At 61.8% G+C, this 21,679-nt stretch carries 20 protein-coding genes; 5 read left to right on the top strand and 15 right to left on the bottom strand.

The genetic code is table 11. The features are described 5' to 3' along the window. Positions 1–14 precede the first annotated feature (14 nt). Positions 15–1,001 (bottom strand): SDR family oxidoreductase, encoded by a 987-nt coding sequence (locus LDN85_RS05620; RefSeq protein WP_275966478.1) that lies wholly within the window; start codon positions 999–1,001, stop codon positions 15–17. A 108-nt stretch (positions 1,002–1,109) separates the two neighbouring features. Between LDN85_RS05620 and LDN85_RS05615 the strand changes: the two genes are divergently transcribed. Beyond that, positions 1,110–1,295: a CsbD family protein gene (locus LDN85_RS05615; protein WP_018777112.1), complete on the top strand. Its 186-nt coding sequence runs from the start codon at positions 1,110–1,112 to the stop codon at positions 1,293–1,295. A gap of 101 nt (positions 1,296–1,396) precedes the next feature. Here the strand turns inward: LDN85_RS05615 and LDN85_RS05610 are convergent, their stop codons facing one another. Further along, complete coding sequence (locus LDN85_RS05610; RefSeq protein WP_223944809.1) at positions 1,397–3,124, bottom strand: hypothetical protein; 1,728 nt, start codon at positions 3,122–3,124, stop codon at positions 1,397–1,399. Positions 3,125–3,293: 169 nt separating this feature from the next. Between LDN85_RS05610 and bioB the strand changes: the two genes are divergently transcribed. From bioB to LDN85_RS05595, 3 genes are all read left to right on the top strand, one after another. Continuing rightward, the gene (gene bioB, locus LDN85_RS05605; RefSeq protein WP_223944808.1) at positions 3,294–4,328 is read left to right on the top strand and encodes a biotin synthase BioB; all 1,035 of its coding nucleotides are present in this window, start codon (positions 3,294–3,296) and stop codon (positions 4,326–4,328) included. A gap of 236 nt (positions 4,329–4,564) precedes the next feature. After that, a complete protein-coding gene (locus tag LDN85_RS05600) occupies positions 4,565–5,092 on the top strand; it encodes a very short patch repair endonuclease (protein WP_223944807.1) in 528 nt (175 codons plus the stop codon). Between the two features lie 334 nt (positions 5,093–5,426). After that, positions 5,427–5,804, top strand: a complete 378-nt coding sequence (locus LDN85_RS05595) for a hypothetical protein (protein WP_026543142.1) — start codon at positions 5,427–5,429, stop codon at positions 5,802–5,804. An 87-nt stretch (positions 5,805–5,891) separates the two neighbouring features. Here LDN85_RS05595 and LDN85_RS05590 read toward each other — a convergent pair whose 3' ends face one another. Beyond that, on the bottom strand, positions 5,892–6,635 hold the full coding sequence (locus LDN85_RS05590; RefSeq protein ID WP_223944806.1) for a response regulator transcription factor: 744 nt from the start codon (positions 6,633–6,635) through the stop codon (positions 5,892–5,894). A 99-nt stretch (positions 6,636–6,734) separates the two neighbouring features. Here LDN85_RS05590 and LDN85_RS05585 point away from each other — a divergent pair, with 99 nt between their 5' ends. Beyond that, complete coding sequence (locus LDN85_RS05585; RefSeq protein WP_223944805.1) at positions 6,735–8,405, top strand: HAMP domain-containing sensor histidine kinase; 1,671 nt, start codon at positions 6,735–6,737, stop codon at positions 8,403–8,405. Between the two features lie 6 nt (positions 8,406–8,411). On the opposite strand, the gene LDN85_RS05580 is transcribed toward LDN85_RS05585, so the two are convergent. The 12 genes from LDN85_RS05580 to LDN85_RS05525 form a co-directional block, all read right to left on the bottom strand. Then, on the bottom strand, positions 8,412–8,621 hold the full coding sequence (locus LDN85_RS05580; RefSeq protein ID WP_223944804.1) for a PLDc N-terminal domain-containing protein: 210 nt from the start codon (positions 8,619–8,621) through the stop codon (positions 8,412–8,414). A 65-nt stretch (positions 8,622–8,686) separates the two neighbouring features. Next, the gene (locus tag LDN85_RS05575) at positions 8,687–9,895 is read right to left on the bottom strand and encodes a restriction endonuclease (protein ID WP_035761254.1); all 1,209 of its coding nucleotides are present in this window, start codon (positions 9,893–9,895) and stop codon (positions 8,687–8,689) included. Between the two features lie 73 nt (positions 9,896–9,968). Further along, positions 9,969–12,203, bottom strand: coding sequence for an AAA family ATPase (locus LDN85_RS05570; protein WP_091551040.1), 2,235 nt, complete (start codon positions 12,201–12,203; stop codon positions 9,969–9,971). A 73-nt stretch (positions 12,204–12,276) separates the two neighbouring features. Beyond that, entirely contained in the window at positions 12,277–12,930 is a 654-nt protein-coding gene (locus LDN85_RS05565) for a DUF1349 domain-containing protein (protein WP_223944803.1), read from the bottom strand. A gap of 52 nt (positions 12,931–12,982) precedes the next feature. Beyond that, a complete protein-coding gene (locus LDN85_RS05560; protein ID WP_026543149.1) occupies positions 12,983–13,606 on the bottom strand; it encodes a hypothetical protein in 624 nt (207 codons plus the stop codon). A 676-nt stretch (positions 13,607–14,282) separates the two neighbouring features. Then, entirely contained in the window at positions 14,283–14,498 is a 216-nt protein-coding gene (locus LDN85_RS05555) for a hypothetical protein (RefSeq protein ID WP_026543151.1), read from the bottom strand. A 30-nt stretch (positions 14,499–14,528) separates the two neighbouring features. Then, positions 14,529–15,503: a UDP-glucose 4-epimerase GalE gene (gene galE, locus LDN85_RS05550; RefSeq protein ID WP_026543152.1), complete on the bottom strand. Its 975-nt coding sequence runs from the start codon at positions 15,501–15,503 to the stop codon at positions 14,529–14,531. 2 nt (positions 15,504–15,505) lie between these two features. Further along, on the bottom strand, positions 15,506–16,501 hold the full coding sequence (locus LDN85_RS05545; protein WP_223944802.1) for an aldose 1-epimerase family protein: 996 nt from the start codon (positions 16,499–16,501) through the stop codon (positions 15,506–15,508). A gap of 2 nt (positions 16,502–16,503) precedes the next feature. Further along, positions 16,504–18,273, bottom strand: coding sequence for a beta-galactosidase (locus LDN85_RS05540; protein WP_223944801.1), 1,770 nt, complete (start codon positions 18,271–18,273; stop codon positions 16,504–16,506). Between the two features lie 71 nt (positions 18,274–18,344). After that, positions 18,345–19,700, bottom strand: a complete 1,356-nt coding sequence (locus LDN85_RS05535) for a sugar ABC transporter substrate-binding protein (RefSeq protein WP_026543154.1) — start codon at positions 19,698–19,700, stop codon at positions 18,345–18,347. Positions 19,701–19,770: 70 nt separating this feature from the next. Beyond that, positions 19,771–20,577, bottom strand: coding sequence for a carbohydrate ABC transporter permease (locus LDN85_RS05530; RefSeq protein WP_223945426.1), 807 nt, complete (start codon positions 20,575–20,577; stop codon positions 19,771–19,773). Between the two features lie 153 nt (positions 20,578–20,730). After that, positions 20,731–21,648, bottom strand: coding sequence for a sugar ABC transporter permease (locus LDN85_RS05525; protein WP_026543156.1), 918 nt, complete (start codon positions 21,646–21,648; stop codon positions 20,731–20,733). Positions 21,649–21,679: the final 31 nt, after the last annotated feature.

Here is a 21,679-nt window from a genome sequence, read left to right as displayed (position 1 = left end):
GGCGATCCGGACGGTCAGGCCAGGTGCTTCCCACCCGTGACACCAATGACCGAACCCGAGATAAAGCTGGAGTCCTCGCTGGCCAACAACACGTACGTTGAGGCCAGTTCGGCAGGTTGCCCCGCCCGGCCCAGCGGGGTGTCCTGGCCGAACTTCTGGATCTTTCCTGCTGGCTGGGTGGGCGGTTGGAGCGGAGTCCACACCGGGCCCGGGGCTACGGCGTTGACCCTGATTCCCTTGGGCCCCAGTGATTCTGCCAAGGAGAAGTTGAGGCTGTTGATGGCGGCTTTGGTGGCGGCATAGTCCATCAGCGAGGGGCTGGGATGGTAGCCCTGTATGGATGACGTGTTGATGATGGCGGCACCGGGCTGCAGATGCGGGAGGGCAGCCTTCGTGAGCCAGAACAGGGCGTACACGTTGGTTTTGAAGGTCCTGTCGAACTGCTCTGTGCTGAGGTCTTCGATCCCTGCGTTGGTGGTCATTTGGAAACCGGCATTGTTCACCAGGACATTGAGCCCGCCAAACTCGGTGAGGGTTTGGGCAATGACCTCCTGACAGAATTCCTCATCCCGGAGATCTCCTGGCAGGGCCAACGCCTTGCAGCCGGCATCCTCAATCAGCTGGACCGTGTGCTCGGCATCCTGCTCCTCTTCGGGCATGTAGGTGAAGGCCACATCGGCACCTTCCCGGGCAAAGGCAATGGCTACGGCTTTCCCTATTCCGCTGTCACCCCCGGTGATCAAGGCCCGCCGGCCGAGCATGCGGTGGTGGCCCACGTAGCTTTGCTCACCATGGTCCGGCCGGGGGTTCATGGCTTCGGTCCAGCCCGGGTAGTCCTGTGTCTGGGATGGGAATTCTCCCGACGGGTACTTTGTGCGGGGATCCCCCGACTCATCGTCCGGATCGTAGGATTCGGAGACCACATTGTTGACCAAAGCCATGGCAATGTCCTCGTCCAGGTCTGTATTTTCCGTTTGTTCGTTGCGGATCTCCTCAGCCATGCTCTTAGTGTAAGCACCCTGACTATCTATGGGACCCGTTCAGGAAGTACTCAGAATTGCTCGATAGCCTAGCGATTGTCAGCGTTGGATTACATCGAAGGAGGGCCCATGGGACTCGGAGACAAGATCAGCAACAAGGCACAGGAAGTCACCGGCAAGGCAAAGGAAGCCTTGGGCGACGCCACCAATAACGAGAAACTGCAGGCAGAGGGTGTCGCTGACCAGGCGGCAGCCAAAACCAAGCAGGCCGGCGAGAACGTCAAGGATGCCGCGAAGGACGCCTTCGACAAGTAAGCCGCACAGCACAAACCACACACAGCAGAACGCCCCGGTTCCCTTCATGGAAGCCGGGGCGTTCTGCATGAACCCCACTATGTCAGTTAGGTGGACAGGGGCTACTTTTGGGCCGGGAGCACCAGTCCGCCCGACTTATCCGTGGACAAGGCGAGGGACGAGATGTACTGGGGTTCGCCGTCGGGCCCGTCCTGGGCGGACCGGAGCATGTCCGGGCGCTCGAACTCCAGGCCGGTGACGTGGCAAAGCAGCTTCTCGTCGCTGGGGTTTCCGTCGGCGTCGAACATGGGAAGGTCAATACCGTCGTCGGTGCGGCGGAGGTAGTACCGGCCCTTCGTGGCAAGGGCCAATACGGGCGGCAACACCAACGCCAGGCCCACGGCGAAGATCGGCGAGAACGGCTGGACAGCTGCACCGAACGCTCCAAAGAACACCACAATGGACACCCCTGCGGACACCAGCATGGACACGAAGCCCACCGGATTCACGGCGTAGAGCATCCCGCGGCGGAATTCAGGAACCTTGGGCGAGATCTTCAACAGGTACTTGTTGATGGCAATATCGGAGGCCACCGTCACCACCCAGGCCATGGCGCAGTTGGCGTAGAAACCCAGGATGGTGTTGAGGAACTCGAACATGTTCGATTCCATGAGGATCAACGCAATGACCAGGTTGACCACCACGAACACCATGCGGCCCGGGTACGTCTTGGTGATGCGGGTGAACGAGTTGGTCCACGCCAGCGAGCCGGAGTAGGCGTTGGTCACGTTGATCTTGATCTGGGAAATGACCACCAGCACCACGGCCAGTGTCATGGCAAGCCATGCCGGCATCATTTCTTCGTAAACCCCAAGGAACTGGTGGACAGGCTCGTTCGCGTGCACAGCTGCTGCGGGATCGAGCTTGGCGATGAGGTAGATCGCAATGAACAGTCCGATGATCTGCTTGATGGCGCCAAAGATGACCCAGCCCGGTCCGGCCAGGATCACTGCACGCCACCAGGCGCCCTTGTTCTCAGCGGTCTTGGGAGGCATGAAGCGGAGGTAGTCGATCTGCTCGGCAATCTGCGCCATCAGGGACAGGCAGACGCCCGCAGCCAGCATCACTGAAGCCAGGTTGGGACCACCCTCGCCCGACGCCCCGGTAAAGGCGAAGAAGGCATCGATGCTCTCCGGGTGGGACAGGAGCAGGTAGCCCACCGGAACCACCATGAGCAGCAGCCACAGGGGCGTCGTCCATACCTGCAACGTAGCGAGCGTCTTCATCCCGTAAATCACCAGGGGAATGATGATGATGGTGGACACCGCATAGCCGATCCATTGCGGGATGCCCAGGCCCAACTGCAGGCCTTGGGCCATGATGGAGCCTTCGAGGGCGAAGAAGATGAAGGTGAAGGTGGCGAAGATGATGTTGGTGACCACCGAGCCGTAATACCCAAAGCCCGAGCCGCGCGTGATCAGGTCCAGGTCGATGTTGTAGCGGGCTGCGTAGTAAGCCAAGGGAAACCCGGTAGCGAAGATGATCACTGCAGCCACGATGATGCCGAAGATGGCGTTCACCGTTCCGTAGGCGATGCCGATGTTGGCGCCGATGGAGAAGTCGGCCAGGTAGGCGATGCCACCCAGTGCGCTCGTGGCCACAACACCGGCACTCCACTTCCGGTAGGAGCGCGGGGCGAACCGGAGCGTGTAATCCTCCAGGCTCTCCTTCGCAGCGCTCATGGCGTCGGCGTTGCCTGCCGCAGGTGCAGATGTGGTGCCGGGCCCGACGGCGGTGCGGGCCGCCGTCGTCGGTTCCAATGTGGCGGTACTCGTCTTGTCGTCGATCATTCGTGGTCGCTTTCGTCGTGGTCCATGCCTCGCCCACGACGCTAGTCACGCAGCGCGTCAATTCAGTCACGTCCATGTTTCACGGTTGTAACTTCTGCCAAAACCAACCATCCACGTTTGTCCGGACCCCACAAAACCGCCGCCCACCAGCGCCGATACCGTCAAGGACATGACCAGCCAAGGAACATATGAAGCCCCTGAAACCAGCACCTACGCCATTTTGGACACCGCCCGGGAGCAGGTCCTCGAACGCGGAGCAGGCCTGAACGAGGCCCAGCTGATCGACATCCTGGAGCTTCCCGATGACGCCATCCCCGCCGCCCTCCAGCTCGCCCACGAGGTTCGCCTCAAGCATTGCGGCGAGGACGTGGAGGTGGAAGGCATCATCTCCATCAAGACCGGGGGCTGCCCGGAGGACTGCCATTTCTGCAGCCAATCGGGCCTGTTCGATTCTCCCGTCCGGGGCGTATGGCTGGACATCCCGGAGCTGGTCAAAGCCGCCAAGGAAACCGCGGCCACGGGGGCCACGGAATTCTGCATCGTCGCAGCTGTCCGGGGTCCCGATATCAAGCTCATGAACCAGATCAAGTTCGCGATTGACCGCATCAAGGAAGAAGTGGATATCAACATCGCGTGTTCCCTGGGAATGCTGACGCAACGTCAGGTGGACCAGTTGGCCGGGTGGGGCGTCCACCGCTACAACCACAACCTGGAAACCGCCCGCAGCTACTTCCCGGAGGTGGTCACCACCCACAGCTACGAGGAACGGTTGGAAACCTGCGCCATGGTGAAGGCCGCCGGAATGGAATTGTGCTGCGGCGCCCTGATTGGCATGGGTGAGTCCTTGGCGCAACGGGCGGAACTTGCTGCCCAACTCGCCGCCCTTGAACCCCATGAGGTCCCACTGAATTTCCTCAACCCACGCCCCGGCACGCCTCTGGAAAACCAGGGCATCATGGACGGCAAGGATGCACTCCGCGCCATCGCGGCGTTCCGGCTCGCCATGCCCCGCACTGTGCTGCGCTACGCCGGTGGACGCGAGCTGACCCTGGGCGATCTCGGCACGCGCGATGGCCTGCTCGGCGGAATCAACGCGGTCATCGTGGGCAACTACCTCACCACGCTGGGCCGGCCGGCAAACGCGGACCTGAACCTGTTGGTGGAGCTCAATATGCCCATCAAGGAATTCCAGAAGTCCCTGTGACCACCGCCCAGATCCCGCCCTTCTGTGGGCACTGCGGCGGTGTGGCCGACGACGCAAGTGACGGTTCGACGTCGGACGCCCACCGAAGCTGCCACCAGCGGCTGGCGATGGAGCCGCCCCGCTTTTGCCCGGAGTGCCGCCGCCGCATGAAAGTCCAGGTCACACCTCTGGGCTGGACCGCGGAATGCTCCCGGCACGGCAGGCTGACGTCCTGAGCTCCTGGGTAGGCTGGACCCATGGGCCAGAGCCGGGACCTCCTGACGCCGGAGCAACGCAGCCGCAATATGTCCAAGATCCGCGGCAAGAACACCAAGCCTGAGTTGCTGGTCCGCAAGCTCCTGCACGCCAAGGGATACAGGTATCGGCTGCACGGTCAAGCTGGCTCAACGAAGCTGCCGGGCCGGCCGGACCTGGTGTTTGCAGGACGCCGGAAAGTCATTTTCGTCAACGGCTGTTTCTGGCATTTTCATGACTGCCGGGTCGGTCAGCACGCTCCTGCGGCAAATGCGGAGTTCTGGGAAGCAAAGCGCAGCCGTACCCGTCAGCGCGACGCCCTGCAACGTGAGCAACTCGCCACGGACGGCTGGGAGGTACTGACGGTGTGGGAATGCGAATTGAAGGACCGGTCAGTGCTGGAAGAGAGGCTCACAAGGTTTTTGGGGCGCCGGCAGTCGCCGGAAGACGTTAGTAGCCCGAAGCCGGCCGGAAGGCGTCAGCGGCCCGAAGGCGCCGAGGTAACTGACGGGGCAGAGTTGACGGACTGATTTCCCCCCGAGGGGTGCGTGCCCTGCTCCCAAAGCGCATAGGCAGCAGTCCCGCCTATGCCAAGGAGGACGGTCATGCAAAAGACGATGATGACCATCAGTCCTGGTGATGGACGTGCGCTGCTGTTCATGCTTTTCCCGTTCCTTGATACAAGCCTGGAATCCCCCGGATCCACGATCTTGCCTTTGCTTGTCCTACTCTGGGGGCCGGCAATCAAGACTCCCTCTGAGTCCGCTCAAGATTGGATCAAGCTTTCGTTTTGTGACGTCCTGCCGGTTCGCGGGGTCCTACTGTTGAATCGTGAATCTATTGTTTGGAGGCGGGAGGAGTCTGGTGTCTGAGTACGACGAGTGCACTGATTCCCTGGTGGATCGCACCGTTCTCACCGAACTCCAGGCCGAGCTTGGCGGAGACCAAGCCATCATCACCACGTTCGTCCGCAATTATGTGGGGCTCCTGCCGTGGCGCGTGGACCGCCTTCACATTGCCTCGGAAAACCTGGACATTGAAGACGCCATGGACGCCGTCCTCAGCCTGAAGACCTCAAGCCACATGGTGGGCGCCATCTGCATGGAACGCCTGGCCGCTGAGTTGGAGATCAGCATCAGGTTGCTGCCCAACGGGGATCATTTGGACGAACTCGCGGTACAGCTCCAGGAGATCGACAATTACGTGCACGGGACCATCCGCGAGCTCACAGCACCACGGTAACCCTGCGCGTCCGTTAGCCCCGGTAGAAAGCAGTTCAGGCCGTTCTGAGCACTCTGAACGGCCTGAACTGCTAACTGCTTGGGTCTTTTAATTATTGCTGGAGGCAGGCGCCAGCCGGTATCCGACTCCTCGCACCGTCTCCAGCCAGCGGGGCGCCTGAATGCTGTCGCCGAGTTTTTTGCGCAGGTTTCCCATATGGACCTCGACGGCCCGTTCGTCTGCGTCGCTGACGTAACTTCCGACGTCGTACGGTTCGTTACGGAGGCGACGCGCCAGGTCCGCCTTGGTCCGGACAATCCGTCCGGTTTCCAGCAGGGCGAGCAGGAGGTCGAACTCGGTCCGTGTGAGCTTCAGCTCCTGGCCGTTCAGGACGGCTGTGCGTGAGCCCGCGGAAACGGCCAAGCCGTTGTGGCTCACCTCGGGATCCACTTGTTCAGCGACGTTCTTGGAGTCCGACGACGCGCGGGGCCTTCGCATCATGGCCTCGACACGGGCGCGCAGTTCCCGGGGCCGGAACGGCTTGGTGAGGTAATCGTCGCCACCGGCCTCCAACCCCATGAGGGTGTCAAGTTCCTCGGCGCGGGCAGTGAGCATGATGATGTAGGCATCCGAGGACTTGCGGATTTGGCGGGCGACCTCAAAGCCATCAATGTCCGGGAGTCCGAGGTCCAACGTGATGACATCCGGATTCAGTTCCCGTGCCGACGTCACACCAGCAGAACCGGTGGACGCAGTGTGCACATCGAACCCTGCCTGGGATAGGACAACCCTTACCAGTTCACGGATATCCTGGTCATCTTCAATGACCAGCCCCACACGTACTTCACTCATCGCTGCCCCTCAGCCCCTTCGATAACCTCAGAAGTATATCCATTATGGTTAGGCTGATCTCATGAACCGACTTTCTTCTGCATCCGTGGTGGATGTGCCATGACCCACCCTTCGACGTGGGATATCGGTGAAAAGAAGAAACTCTTGTTCTTTCAGCGCTCTTTCCACGAACATACCCTGAGAATGCGGGTTGTCCTCAGCCAACTGCCGTTGTCGGTATGTGTTTGCATTTCTGCCATCCTGGTCTGGCTGTATTTCCCGGCCACACTGGAAAATCCGCTCTTTCTGATATTCCTGCTGAGCCAGGCACTGCTCTTGGCTTTGTGCGTCATGGTGCCGTGGCACCGGTTGCCCTTTGCCAGTTTCCTCAGCATCCCCATCCTGGACATGGTGTCCATCGGTTTCGCCCGCGAAGGCGCCGTGGAGTCCATCACAGGCCTCAGCGTTTTGGTGGTGCTGCCGGTCATTTGGCTGTGTGCCTCGGGCCTATATCCCAAGCTGGCCATTTCCATGTCCTTCCTCGGACCCTTGGGCATCGTGTGGGTTCCCCTGTTCGTTCGTGGCACCTTGACCGAGCAGGACCTCACCAAACCCCTGCTGTTCCCCATCCTCATGCTCGGCATCGGGATCTCGGTCAGCGTCCTGACCCTGAGCATGGTCCGCCAGCAACGGGCGTTGGAGGAAAAGGACCAGGCGCTCAAGGACGCCCTGGATGTCAGCACCAAGCAGGAACGGCTCCTCAACACCGTGATGGAGGCGCTGCCCCTGGGTGTGGTGGCTGTGGATGGCGAGGGCCATGACATCCTCATGAACCGCCGCCAACGCCAAACGCACATCCTGGCCACCCCCCGGGATAACGATGACCCCAACGAGTCCCAGTTGCTGATTTTCGATATTGACAGGACCACGCCGCTGGACGCGGACCGCCGGCCCGTGCGGCGCGCCGTACTGGGCGAACGGTTCACGGATCAACTGGTGTGGTTGGGGTCCGGGCCGGACCAACGCGCCTTTACCGCAAGCGCCCGCCCCATGGTGGACGACGACGGTAAGTTCGCCGGCTCCGTTGTGGTCTTCAGCGACGTCACCGAACTGGTGAACGCCTTGGCAGCCAAAGACGATTTTGTTGCCAATGTGTCCCACGAGTTCCGCACGCCGTTGACGTCCATCCTGGGCTATGTGGAGCTGATCATGGACGATCCCGATGCCCTTGACGCCCGCGCCCGGAAGCAACTGGACATCGTCCGGCGGAACGCCGAGCGCCTTCTGACCCTGGTCTCGGACCTCCTGGCAGTACGCTCCGGGCACATCGTCATCCAGCCCCACGCGGTGGACATCGCCGAATTGGTCCGTGGCAGCGTCAACTCCGCTGAACCACGCGCAGCGAAGGCCGGTATCCGGCTGTCCATGAACATCCCCGAGGCCTTGGAAGCCCGTGTCGATTCATCCCGCATCGCGCAGGTGCTGGACAACCTGGTGTCCAACGCGATCAAGTACTCCCCCGACGGCGGCGATGTGGAAGTAGCGGCCTGGGAGGATGAAGAGTTTGTGTTCTGCCGAGTCACGGACACCGGTATGGGCATGACCGAAGAGGAGCAGGCCGAGGCCTTCACCAAGTTCTTCCGTGCCGGTGCTGTACGCAAGAGTGCCATCCCTGGCGTCGGCCTGGGGCTGCCCATCAGCAAGGCGATTGTGGAGGCACACGGCGGCACCATCACCCTGACCAGCGAGCCGGGCAGGGGAACCACCTTTACGGTGAAAATGCCGTCGTAGTTCTCCCTAGCTCTTCAAGGCCGCCTCGCGACGCTTTCCGAACAGGAAGTAGCTGACCGGTCCGAAGAAGTTGACGAAGGACACTGCGCGCCAGAGCACCTTCTTGCCCCTGATCATCGAATCGGGCGTCTTGGCGATGCTGCGCTGCGCCGCCACCAGCAATGCCAGGTTCAGGGCCCCGCTGACCACCAATGAGATGCGTTGTCCCTTGCTCATCCCGCGCCATGATTTCTTGCCCGCCATCATGCCTCCTTTAGCTCCGAATCCGTTGTACTTTCAGGCTAGTCCGACGCCGATCGACCCGCCACAGCCTGGCGTACTACTTCACCCCAGGACTGCTCAGCGAGGTCAGCCACCGCTGCAAGGATTTCCGACGGCGGCAGTGACAAGTCCAGTGGATACTCCACAATGTCGATGTCCGTGTTCAGGATGCGCCGCAATTTCACGTCCCCCCGGCCGGCGTAGACCAGCCACGCCGTAGGCACCCGGAGCGCCGTGCAGTATGCCAGCAACTGGTAATGGTCGGCACTAAGCGAGGCACCGGCGTCGGAGGCAGCTTTGTACTTGGAGTCGTACACCACCACGGGGCGTCCACCCAGGAAATGGACAGCGTCCGGACGCACGGTGAGACGGTCAGAGTCGTGCACGGCCTCGTTGAGCAACGCACCGTACTGAAGGCGCATCTCCCCCGGATGGGCGCTCATGGCCCCCCGCAGCGCAGTTCCCACGAATTCCTCGAACACCCGGGCCATGTCCACCACAAAGGATGCTGTTTGCTGTTTGCCCTCGCCGGCTTCAGCGGAGGCATTGCGCAGGATCACTTCGGACAACCTCAACACGGGGTGGTAGCGCAGGTTCATCCGGCTGGCCCGCCACTGCGGCAGCGGCGCCCCGGGCTGAAGCCGGGTCACGGCGTCGAGTTTTCCCTTGAGCTGCCGCAGGCGGCTCAGGACATCGGGCCTGACTCCGGGGACCTTGCCCATCCGCTCCAGTGCGGCACGCAGGATCCGGTTCTCAGCAATGTCTTCGGTGAATTCGTCGTAGGCAACCTCCAACGGCACCATCATTCCGGGACGCCGGGAGATCTGGTCCGAGATCCTGATCCGGCCTTTGACGGTCCGCAGCGACTCCTCAACGGTCAGGTACCCCTGCAGGACTCCGCGGTTGAGGGCCCGGTCCGCCAACTGTGCCAGCGATTCGGCCAGCGCACTCCAGAGGTCCGGGTGCTCCACAGCCTCCACGGAATGGTCCCGAAACCCCTGTTCGCCGGCGTAGCTGAGCAGGAAAAGCAAACGGCTCAAGCCAAGGCGGTCCTTGGGCCGGACTTCCAGCTGCACCGTGGACGTGCGGACCGAGCCCACCTTGCCCAGCGGTTCAATCCGGTAGAGGCCCAGGCCCATGGGAGAGGCCTTGGCCAGTCCGCTGGTATTGATGAACGCTGCGGATCCCGGGTCGAGTTTGTCCACCACGCCGCCGGAGAGCTCGTCCATGACGATGTGCCGGGGACCTGTTGGGGCCTTTGCCGCTGAGGCAGGCGCCCGGCCCGGCCTTGGCGGGATGGCCTTAGCGGGCTGCAAGACGTCCCAGCAACTGGTCCAGCCCGAAGCGTTCCTCCAGCTGGGCCCGGTTCAGTTGCCCGTGATAGTGCTCTTCCAGCAGCGGCATGAGCTCGTACTTCCAGATCCGGCGGAGACCCGCAGGGTTTTGGGCAGCGTTCTTCATGAAGTAGGAGGGCCCGATCATCAGGTCCCGGTCCCAGTCATCAATCGCATCATTGAGCGCATCCAGCAGGTCCGCGTTGAGTGTGTCCAGACCCCGTGCCGCCAGGAACCGACGCAGGGTGCCGCGGATTGGCTCTTCCTTGGGATGGAGCTCAATGAATGCGAACCGGCGCCGGATTGCCGCGTCCATCATGGCGATGGAACGGTCCGCCGTGTTCATGGTGCCGATGATGTAGAGGTTGTCCGGCAAGCTGAAGGGCTCGTTGGGGCTGTACTGCAGGTAGATCCGGTCATCCCGGTACTCGAGCAGGAAGTACAGCTCTCCGAACACCTTGGCCAGGTTGGCACGGTTCATTTCATCAATGATGAGGAAGTACGGTTTGTGCGCGTTCTCCGTTTTGGCAGCTTCCTCGGCGAGCCGGCGCAGAGGTCCGGCGACCAGCTTGAAGGAAACCTGGCCGTCGTCGGTTTTGTCCGGGCGGTAGCCCTCAAAGAAGTCCTCGTAGGCGTACGAGGGGTGGAACTGGACCAGTTTCACCCGTTCATCGGTGTGATCACCGGCGAGCTCGGCTGCCAGGTGCTTGGCCAGGTAGGTCTTGCCGGTGCCCGGCGGACCGTAGAGGACCAGCTGCCGGTTCTCTTCGAGCAGTTCCGAGATTTCCTTCAACGGTTCCAAGTCCATGTGCAGGGACGCCGCGAACTCCTCGGTCAGCGGCCGGAAGCCCTGCTGGACAACCTCGACGACGGCGGTGGGCGGCGCTTCGTCCTCGCCGTCGGTTTCGGCTTCCACCGGGAGCAGTTCCTGCAGCGCCTGGATGACCCTGGTGACGTCCACCAGGATCCCCGGGGTGGACAGTTGACGCTGGGCATGACGGGGAAGCTCAGGGATGGCGTAGCTGTCATCGAACCACCGGACCTTGCGGCGGATGCGGCGGTTGTCCTCGTGGTGTTCGGGCTCGCCCAGGACCACGCCCACGCGAACCCGGCCGGCGTGCTGGTACAGGGTGAGATCGCCCGGTTTCATGACCGTGAGGAAAGCGAAGACAGCCGTCTTCGTGTCCTCGCGTTCGACGTATCCCAGGTGCTTGTAATCCTCGTCCACGGCGTGCTGGACCACGCCCGCCGTGACGCCTGCGGTCAGGGCGCGCAGGTGCTCCACGTCCAGGGTGGCTTTTTCCTCGGCGACCCAGGCGGCCAGGAGGTCCGCGTTGTCATGATGGGTGCGCAGGAGCCAGGAGCGGCGCCCGGGATCCCCTACTTTGCGCCATTGGCTCACCAGCTGGCGCGCGTACCAGTCGATGCGTTGGCCTGCCTGCTCATCGAGGTGCAGGCGGATGCGGTGGATGTCCGCGGTGATGTCCTCATCCGAATCGCCCTTGGCCCCGCCCACCAGTGAAGCAAAGGCGTCCCGGATCTCCTGGCGCTCCACGTCGGCCACCACGGGCTCAAAGTAGCTGGGCCACACCAGGTATTCGATGCTGCGACGCAGGGCGGGCTGGTCATCAGGTGTAGCGGCCGCGAGTTCGTGGAACTTCAGCGGGTCTTCCAGGGCTTCAGTGATGGTGGCCGTGCTCTGGCTGTCCACGTGGGCCACGAAGCGGCACAGCCACTTCAAGTGGTCCCAGATGGTCCAGTTGAACTCAGCGGTACGGTCCCGGATGACGCCATGGTCCGTCATGCCCTCGTAAAGGGCCTCCGGCAGCTCTATGGCCGGCTCAACCCAGGATGCGGCCTCGGCAACACGGGCACGCTTTACCCTGAGGGACTTGACCTCATGCGCCAGCGGCAGCGATTGCAGGAACAACAATTCCACCGCGAGCAGCTTGGCCTCACGCGACGCGCCTTCCAGGTTCTGCCGCAGGTTGGTCATCATGGGGGCTTTGGAGTCCTCGACGCCGCGTTCCAGCCGTTCCAGGAGCTCACCGGCGGCGTCCGCGGTCCACGTCAGCGTCTGTCCGTCCAGCGCCGAAGGTCTCCCCTGCAGCGCCGGACCGAGCACATACCAGGCCGCGTCCTCGATCTCCTTGGAAACTCCGGGGGCGCGGTCAATGGCAGGTTCTACGGAGGGAATCACCATGCCAACTTACCTTGTTTGGCTTACCTAAGCATCCGGATATCCACAGGCACCCGCTGCACCCGTTTGACCGGGACTAACTTCCGTCGCGCAGGTCCGCAGGAGGTTCTTCCGTCAAGGTGATGGCATCAAAACGTGCCTCGCAGCTCTCTCCCATCGGCGCCTGGGACATGAAGCCAACGTGCACGGGTTTCTCGGATTCCAGCCTGAAAAGGCGGACAAAGTCCCACGCACTGCCATCGGCTGACGAGTGGAACGCCCATGCCGGGCCCACCCTGCTGATGCGAAGGTAAACCCATGGAGCAGTGACCACGGGCCCATTCGAATCGTCGGAGAATCCGTTGGTGACCACACTGACCACCATGGCTTCGCCCTGCGGTGAATACTCGAAGCAGAGCTTTGCCCAGTGGTCGCTGTCCGCCCACAATGTCAGCACGCCGGCGTCGAACGTTGTCCGGGGTGAGGCCACCAGGACCCTGGCCGAGAGCGAGAAAGCCGCGGGAGCCCTGAACCCCAGTGCCGTGGCGCCATGTTGCGGCACCCCGCCCAGGGAATCGTTGGTCCAATCAACGCCGGGAGCTGCCGTGAGCACCAATGTCCCGTCCGCTTCGCCGTAGCTGGCATGACCGGGCGTTGAGGTCCACTCCATGGGCGGCAGTCCTGGTATTTCGGGGATCAATGGGCGCTCCTTGTATTCGGCAGTCAGGACATTCCTCTGCAACTTTTTCATACTGGACACAGAGAATAGTCCGGCTCCCCCAGGGGCCGGACCAGCAAAGCGTCTACTCGAACAACGACAACGTCAGGTTCGCAGTGTAGTCACCGGGTGCGACGGTAGCAGGCGTGCGGAGGAACAATCCGGCCGTTGCTGTCCACTGCCCTTCAGGCGCAATCGCTGCTGAGTCCAGGGCCAGGGCCAGCAATTCCTGGTCCACCAGGCCAACTGAGTCCGCGCCCGTGTCCATGACCGTTTCCACAACGTCACCCTCGGCGACCTGCCCCGATTCACCACCGTTAATCAGCGAAGGGGACCACCCCAAATGTCCAGCGCCGATCGCCGGCTGGCCCGTGGTTCCAGTGAAGTCGGTGGATGTACCAATGACGTACCAGCCGGCACCGGCCGGGATCTGGTCCGGGAGTCGCGTATCAGTCACCGTTACCGTGGGCAGCGAACCCGTGAATTGGCGCACGGTGGGAGACGAGCCGGCTTCCGTCAGGGTGGCCGTGGTTCCTGCCACGCTCATGGCCAGAATTCCCGGCTCATCGATCTGCGCAATCGCCACGTTCACGTCGACGTCCTGGTCGCCATGGTTTTCTTCAGCCAGTGCGGCTCCGGCCACGCCGGCCAGTAAGGCAGTGCCAGCGGCAACTGCTGAGATTCTTACGATCAAGCTTGCTTTGCTCATCGTCTTGCTCCTTCATTGCAATGCGGGGGAGATTCATGTCCAGAGGTGTCGGTAAGGGAAGCGCCAGGGCGGACTCTGTGCTCGTATACAGAGCCCCATTGGGCGAAATTCCACCCTCCCTCGCCCGCTGTGAGCGGTTGCCTCGAGGGTTGGCGGGCATGCTGGGCGATGCGCGGCTATGCGCATCGAAGCAGATGATTCAGGGAACCAGGTGCAAAGATTCCTAATAATGTTTACGTAAACTTACACGGAATACTGGTGCCCAGCAAGGGGTTTTTGTACCTTTTGGCGGGCGTGCATCCATGATGTCGCGTCCTCGGCCTAGCCGCCCGTGGAAAGGCGTCTCGTGGCGGTTTGCCCCCGACCGAAGAACAGGAGGAGCACCCCGGTCCCGCCGCAGAGCCCGGCAGCCACGAGGGCCCCTACGGGGTCGAGGCCCGTCGCGGGGAGTCCGTTCGGAAGACACTGACCGCTACATTCTGTGCGCGGCGCAATGTCAACACTGATCTTGATGTCGGAGCCGTTGATCTCCGAAGCCCAACCCGGCGTAAGCCCCAGCACCAGGCTGAAGCCGACCAGCACGCATGACAACAGAATCCTGGCAGAATCCGCTGAACGACTTCGAACAGTGAAGCGCCGCCGGGCGGAGCGAGGCATGCCCCGCGATCCCTTCGCCTCAGGCGTCATGCTTCTCATAGGTGTAGCCGTAGGGCACGTCCGGTGAGAGTTCCACCGTGTAGGACGCATAGTCCAGCCGCGTGACCAGGATCCCGCGGCGGCCTTCATTGCGCGCACGCTGCTCCGCAGCCTGGATGGCGGCGTTGAGGTTATTCTCCATGGTGGTCTTGCTGGTAGCCGTGATGGTTGCCAAAAGTTCAGGCGCCTCGATCATGATGTTCCTTTGGGATAGTGCGTTGCAGTGCTATTGGGTGGATAACTTCTGGTTCCCGGCTGCCGCCCAGGCGCTGGAGATCATGTCCCGGAGCGTATGCCTCGGTTCCCAGGCGATGTCCCGGCGTGCCAGTTCGCCGGAAGCGACGATCCGGGCAGGATCGCCGGGCCGGGCTGCGCAAATTTGTGGAGCGAACTGAATCCCCGTCACAGAGGCCATTTCAGTCATGATCTGACGGACGGATACACCGGTGCCGCTGCCGAGGTTGTAGACGGGCTCAAGGTCAACACCTTCCTGGAGCTTCCGGGCAGCTTCCACGTGGGCCGCGGCAACATCAGCAACGTGGACGTAGTCCCGAACGCAACTGCCATCCGGCGTGGCGTATGCGGTGCCAAAGATCTTTGGCGTTGCGCCGTCCTTCAGCGCTTGGAAGACCAAGGGAAACAGATTGTGGGGGCTGACATCCACCACGTCCGCGATTCCGGAGCCGACCACGTTGAAGTACCGGAGGGATGTATGGCGAAGCCCGGTTGCCCGTGATTGGTCTGCGATGAGCCACTCACCAATGAGCTTGGATTCGCCATAGGGAGATTCCGGCCTCGTCAGCGTCGATTCGGTCACGAGATCCACATCCGTATTCCCATACACGGCGGCGCTCGAGGAAAAGACGATCGCGCGCACAGAGGCTGCTTCCATGGCGGCGAGCAGGTTTCCTGTACCGGTGACGTTCTGGAAATAGGTGTGAAGCGGCCATTCAACCGATACACCGGCGTACTTGAAACCCGCTAGGTGGATCACGCCCGCCACATCGTTGCGATCGAATACTTCTTTGAGGAATTCAGTATCCAGCAGTGATCCCTGCTCGAAAGCAGCACCTTCCTGCACAAATCCGCGCTTACCGCTGGACAGGTCATCGATGACCACCACGCCGTGGCCGTCATCCATGAGTGCTTGGGCTACGTGTGAGCCGATGTAGCCGGCTCCTCCAGTTACTAGCCATGCCATGGTCAGTTGTCTCCTCTATGGTGGTTGCCCTGTGCGGGGCCGAACCGGTGTGAAATACCCCAGGTCGAAATCCATTCCTCCCCCGGTTCAAGCCAGCGCAGGCCGGCACCGGAATTGAAAGCGTTGGGGAGCGCCGTCATGGGTTCCACCGCTACCGCGGTCCGGTGGCCTCCCGCTGGATAGCTCTTAGTGGTGTACACCTGCGCGTACTGATAGTTGGCATCGCCCCAGACCTCAACGGCGTCTCTGTTGGGTGCTTCCAGGAGGTGCCGGTACCTTCCGTCCGGAGCAGGAGTGAGATCCAGGAATGCTGTGTCCAGGTGCAGCCAGCCCACTTTGGGCCCTGCGGACAGATCCATGGGGGTCCCGGAAACAGGGGACGTGCCCACGGGGTTTAGACGCTCATCCACCACCACATATGAGGCAGCGTTGAGGGTCAAGGAAACCTCCTGCATGGGCGTAGAACCAACCCGCAGGTACGGGTGGGCGCCGATGGCCGCAGGCGCGGGCGTGCCTGACTTGTTGGTCAACGCATGGGTGACCGTCAGCCCCTCCGGCGATACCGAGTAAGTGGTCTCCACGTCCACAGCGAACGGGTAGCCCTCGCTCGGGTAGATCCGAACCTGAAGGATCAGCTCGCTGGCGGACCGGCGAACCAGCGTGTGGGGACGCAGCCTGACCAGGCCATGAATGGCGTTGCTGCGCTCGGGTTCGCTGATGGCCAACTGGAGGTCTTGTCCGTCATGCGACCATCGCCCATCCCGGACCCTGTTGGGCCAAGGAATGAGGAGCTCCCCCTCGCAGTGTTTGGGAAGCCCGAACTCGGGAAACTCCTCGATCAAGGGCTCGCCGTCCACGGTGAGGCTGCGGATGGTGCCACCGATCTCAGTGATCACCGCCGTGACCACGCGGCCGTCGGTTTCCGATTCCGCGGAAATCCGAAACTGACGGCCGGTCGGAGCAGCAATTCCTGCCGTTATTGCTTGAGTCAGTGTCATGGTCAGAACTCCGTATGGCCCAGATCGTTGCTGGCCACGAAGGAAACGGAGCTGTGGGTGGCCGCTTGGAGTTCAAGCACGGTGATGGTGTTGCCGTGCTTACGCAGGAGGGAGCCTGGAACGTAAAGCGTGGCCTGCGGTCCTCGGGACCAGTACCGTCCCAGGCAGAAGCCGTTGATCCACACCGCTCCTTTGGTCCAACCCTTGGTGGAAAGGAAAGTATCGCCACCGCCGGGGAGGTCAAAAGTCCCATGGACAAAGACGGGCCCGGACACTGGTACGTCAGGAAGGGAGGGTTGTTCCTCCAATGCCGCTGAGACCGGAACTGCGTCGTCGAGTTCCAAGGGAAGGATGTCCCAGTTCCAGAGGGTTTCTCCGTTGATCCGGGCATTTCCGATCAAACCCTTGGACTCCCCCAAACGGGGACCGTAGTTCACGCGCCCTTGGTCCTCCACCAGGATTTCCAAGGTGCCAACCGCGTCATGGGGCAGCGCCAGAGACCTTTCATGGTGATCCCGGGAGAGGATTCCCACCGGCACCCTGTCCAGGAACACCTGGGCCCGGTCACGTACTTCGTCGAACTCCAGCACAGCGTGGCCGGAAACTTCGATTCCTCTGCGGTAGAGAGTGAATCCGGAGTAGTGGCCCAGCTCGTCGTGGGAGCGGATTCCCTCGTGCGAGGTCCACTTCCCGAGCCTGTCCAGGCAATCCCACAGCGGCAGTGATTGCGTCAGGTTGACGGACAGTGCCGAACCAAGCTGGGGCGGGGCCGGAACGTCGTCGTCGTCGAGGGTTGTGTATTTGGAAATAACCTCGCGGAAGGCCCAGTACTTCGGCGTCGGGTTTCCAGCTTCGTCCAAAGGGGCGTCGTAGTCGTAGCTGGTAACGATCGGCTGGTAAACACCCTTGTCGTTCGCGCCGTTGGTGAATCCAAAGTTGGTGCCGCCGTGGAACATGTAGATATTCACGGACGCGCCAAGCTCCAGCAGCACCTCCAGATCGTTGGCGGACTGCTCCACGGTTGTGGTGTGGTGGTGCGCTCCCCAGTGATCGAACCAGCCCACCCAGAATTCAGAACACATGAGGGGGCCGGTGGGCTGATGGCGGCGAAGTGTTTCCAGGCGCTCCGCAGAGCGGCTGCCGAACGAGCCCGTCTTGTGCAGTTCCGGGAGGCTGCCGTTGGCCAACATGTCATCCTGCGGCTGGTCAACCGTGGTGAACGGCACGGTCAGCCCCATTTCCCGGTTGACCTTGACGAGCTTTTCCAGGTAGAAACGGTCGGCGCCGTAGGCACCGTACTCGTTCTCAATCTGGATCAGGATGATGGGACCGCCGGCATCTATCTGGCGGGGAACCAGGATGGGTGCGAGCTGCTCGAGATACTCGGTGAGGGCTGCCATATACACGGGATCATCGGCCCGGATGGCAGCAGCGCCACGGTCAAACAGCCAAGCAGGGAGCCCGCCGTTATCCCATTCCGCACAGATGTACGGCCCCGGGCGAACGATCGCGTGCATCCCTTCCGCAGCGACGAGGTCCAGGAAACGGCCAAGGTCCAAGCCACCTGAGGTATCGAAGACCTCCGGGGAGGGAGCATGCGCGTTCCACGGAATGTAGGTCTCAATGGTGTTGAGCCCCATTTGCCGGGCCTTCCGGATCCGGTCCGCCCATTGATCCGGATGGACGCGGAAGTAGTGCAAAGCGCCGGAGAGAATCCGATGGGGCTGACCGTCGAGCATGAAGTCCTGCTCGCCGATGGTGAAGGTTGGCATAGGGGAAATCCAATCTGAAATGGTGGAGCAGAGTCCAGGACCGGGGGACGCCCTGGACCCGCGCCACGGCCTTACTTGGTGGTAACGGTGAAGCCCTGCTGCTGTCCGTACTTGGCGGTGGCGTCCTGCCAAGCCTTCAAGCCGTCGTTCAGGTCACCCTTGGAGCCGTAAGCCTGGCCAACGGTGTCGCTGTAGATGCTGTTGGCGTAGGTCTGGAAGGGAAGGTAGCTCCAGCCCGGCACCACGTCCTTCGACGCCTGCACCAGGACCTCGTTGATCTTCTGGCCGCCGAAGTAGGCGTTCTCGGCGTTCAGGAACGAATCGCTCTCAAGATCGGCCGTGGTGGACGGGAAGCCACCGTTTGCAGCGTGGATCTTGGATCCTTCAGGGCCGTTTGCGAACTGGAGGAAGCCGTAGGCCGCAGCCTTGTTCTTGCTCTGCTTCAGTACGGCGTCGCCACCGCCACCATTCTCAGCCGTTGCGGCTGCGCCCTTCTCGTAGGTCGGCATTGGGGCTACCCGCCACTGACCGCTCGCGCCTGCCGCACCCGATTCGAGGTTTGCGGGCATCCATGCGCCGATGATCAGCGTGGCGATGCTTCCGTCCGAGAGGCCCTTGTACCATTCGTCGCTCCAGCTGGTGACGGGCGAGAGGAGATCGTTCTTGAGCAGCTGGTTCCAGGTGCCGGTCCACTTCTTGGCGCCTTCATCCTGGAGATCAACGGCTACTTTGGTGCTTCCGTCCAGCGTGTAGGGCTTGCCGCCGGCCTGCCAGATCATGCTGGTGGTGAAACCGGCATCGCCGGTGTCACTGGTGATGTAAGCCTTGGGATCCGCAGCGTGGAGCTTCTTGCCGGCTTCAACGTACTCATCCCACGTGGTGGGGATGCTGATGCCGTGCTTTTCGAAGACGTCGGCCCGGTAGAACATGGCCATGGGACCTGAGTCCTGCGGCAGGGCGTAGACGCCACCGTTGAGGTTCACCGAGCCCCAAGTTGACGCTGTGTAATTGTCCTTGAGCTCCTCCGCGCCGAAGTCCTTCAGGTTGACCAAGGAATCGGACAGGGCGAACTGCGGCAGGGCGTTGTATTCGATCTGTGCAACGTCCGGAGCCCCGCTTCCGGCCTTAACAGCGTTCTGCAGCTTGGTGTAGTGGGCGTTGCCCGTTCCCACGTTTTCCAGGTTGACGTGGACCTTGGGGTACTTGGCTTCGAAGGCCTCCACGATTGGTTCGAGCTGCGGCGCCCAACCCCACACTGTGAGGGTGGTCTCGGTGTCCAGTGCCTTCGCGATGTCCTCGGCGCTGGCGCCTTCGGCCCCGGCGTTGGCCGTTGTGCCGGAGCCACTGCAGGCGGCGAGGCCACCCATCAGGAGGCTTGCCGCCAGAGCGGCGCCGGCTGCCCGCCGGAAGCGATGATTGTTCTTCATTGAATGTGGTGCCTTTCAGATGCGGTTTGGGAGATTCACGACGGCGGGAGGTCGCCGTCGTCGGGGCTTATTACTTGACGCTTCCGGCAGACAATCCCGACTGCCAGAAGCGCTGGAGGAAGAGGAACGCCCCCACGATGGGCACGATGGTGAGCAGTGATCCGGTGATGACGAGGTTGTAGATGGCCTCGCCTCCGGCCGTGGTCGCTTGGGCGTTCCAGCTGTTGAGCCCCACGGTGAGCGGGTACCAGGTTGATTGGCTCAACATGATCAAGGGGAGGAAGTAGTTGTTCCACGTGGCCACCACGGTGAACAGGAGGACGGTGATGAAGCCTGGCGCCAGCATTCTCAGCGAGATGGTGAAGAAGGTCCGGAACTCCCCTGCTCCGTCCATGCGGGCTGCCTCCAGCACTTCCGTCGGCACGGACTCGAGGGCATAGATCCACACCAGGTAGAGCCCGAACGGACTGATCAGGGACGGGATGATCACCGACCACGGGGTGTTGGTGAGCCCCATCTGGCTGAACATCAGGAACGTCGGGACTGCCAACGCCGTACCTGGAATAGCCACGGCACCGAGAACAACTGCGAAGACGCCGCGTTTGCCGGGGAAATCAAACTTGGCCAGTCCGTAGCCGGCCAGGGTGGCAAGGAATGTCGCCCCGCCGGCACCCACCACGACGTAGAGCATGGTGTTGGCAAGCCAGCGCAGGAATTCGCCGTCGTTGTAGGTCAGGGTGCCCACAATGTTGTCCCACAGTGCGAAGTCCCCGGAGAACCACAGGCCGAACGAGCTGAAAAGGGACGTCTGGGTCTTTGTGGAATTGACCACGAGCCAGAACAAGGGAAGCAGTGCGTACACAGCCATGACCCCCATCAGGATGGTGAGCAGAACGGAGCTGCGCTTCCGGGTGACGCCGTGGCGCCGGGTGTTCAACCTAGGCGCAGGTGATCGCCGGGGCCTAGCCGCCGGTGTCGGCTTGGGCGAGGTATCGCTGGAATGGGCTGGGCTCAAACGTACGGACATGGGCTAGGCATCCTTTCGCGAGCCGGAGATTTGGACGACGTAGGCGACCACCACGGTGAGGACGCCCATGATGATGGAGATCGCTGCGGCGTAATTGAACTGCTGGCCTGCGAACGAGAGGTTGAAGGCGTACATGTTCGGCGTGAAGTAGGAACTGATGGAGTTTGGTGCCAACGCCTTGAGGATGTTCGGCTCGTTGAACAACTGGAAGCTGCCTATGACGGAGAAGATACTCGCTATGCCGATAGCCCCGCGGATGGAGGGAAGCTTGATGCTCCGGATCACCCGGAACGTGCCTGCTCCGTCAAGATTTGCTGCTTCATACAGTTCGGCGGGGATGACCTTCAGCGCCGAATAGAAGATCAGCATGTTGTAGCCGGTGAACTCCCAGGTGTTGATGTTGCCGATTGAGGCGAGGATCCAGCTGGAAGACAGGGGCTCCGCAAGGTTCAAACCGAAGAAGTCGTTGATGCTGCCGAACAGGCCAAACCTGGGGCCGTAAATGAATCCCCACATCAGCGTCGCCACCACTGCGGGGACCGCGTACGGGAGGAACACCGAAATACGGAAGAACGACGACGCGCGGAGACGTCCGCTGTCCAGTGCCAAGGCTGCGAAAAGGGCGAGGAACAACATGATGGGGACCTGGACCACCAGGAAGACGGCCACCCTGATCACGGAGTCCCAGAACTGGGGATCGCCAAGTGCCTGAAGATAGTTGGCTCCCCCAACGAACTTGTCCCCGCCCACCATCTGGTTCTGGAAGAGGCTCAGGTAGAACGCGTAGAGGACTGGAGCCACGAATACCAGCAGGAAGACAGCCATGAACGGGCCCACAAATGCCCACCCCATCCATCGACCTGCGCGCTTGCGGGATTGGACCAAGGGTGGAGCGTCGGCCACGGGCGACGTCGTTGTCATGATTAATTCTTCTCTTCTCGCTATGTTTACG

Origin of the sequence: Arthrobacter sp. StoSoilB20, from assembly GCF_019977295.1 — a bacterium.
GTDB classification, from domain to species: domain Bacteria; phylum Actinomycetota; class Actinomycetes; order Actinomycetales; family Micrococcaceae; genus Arthrobacter; species Arthrobacter nicotinovorans_A.
The sequence above is the reverse complement of the archived record's forward strand: the minus strand, read 5'-3'. Positions and strand labels throughout refer to the sequence as shown.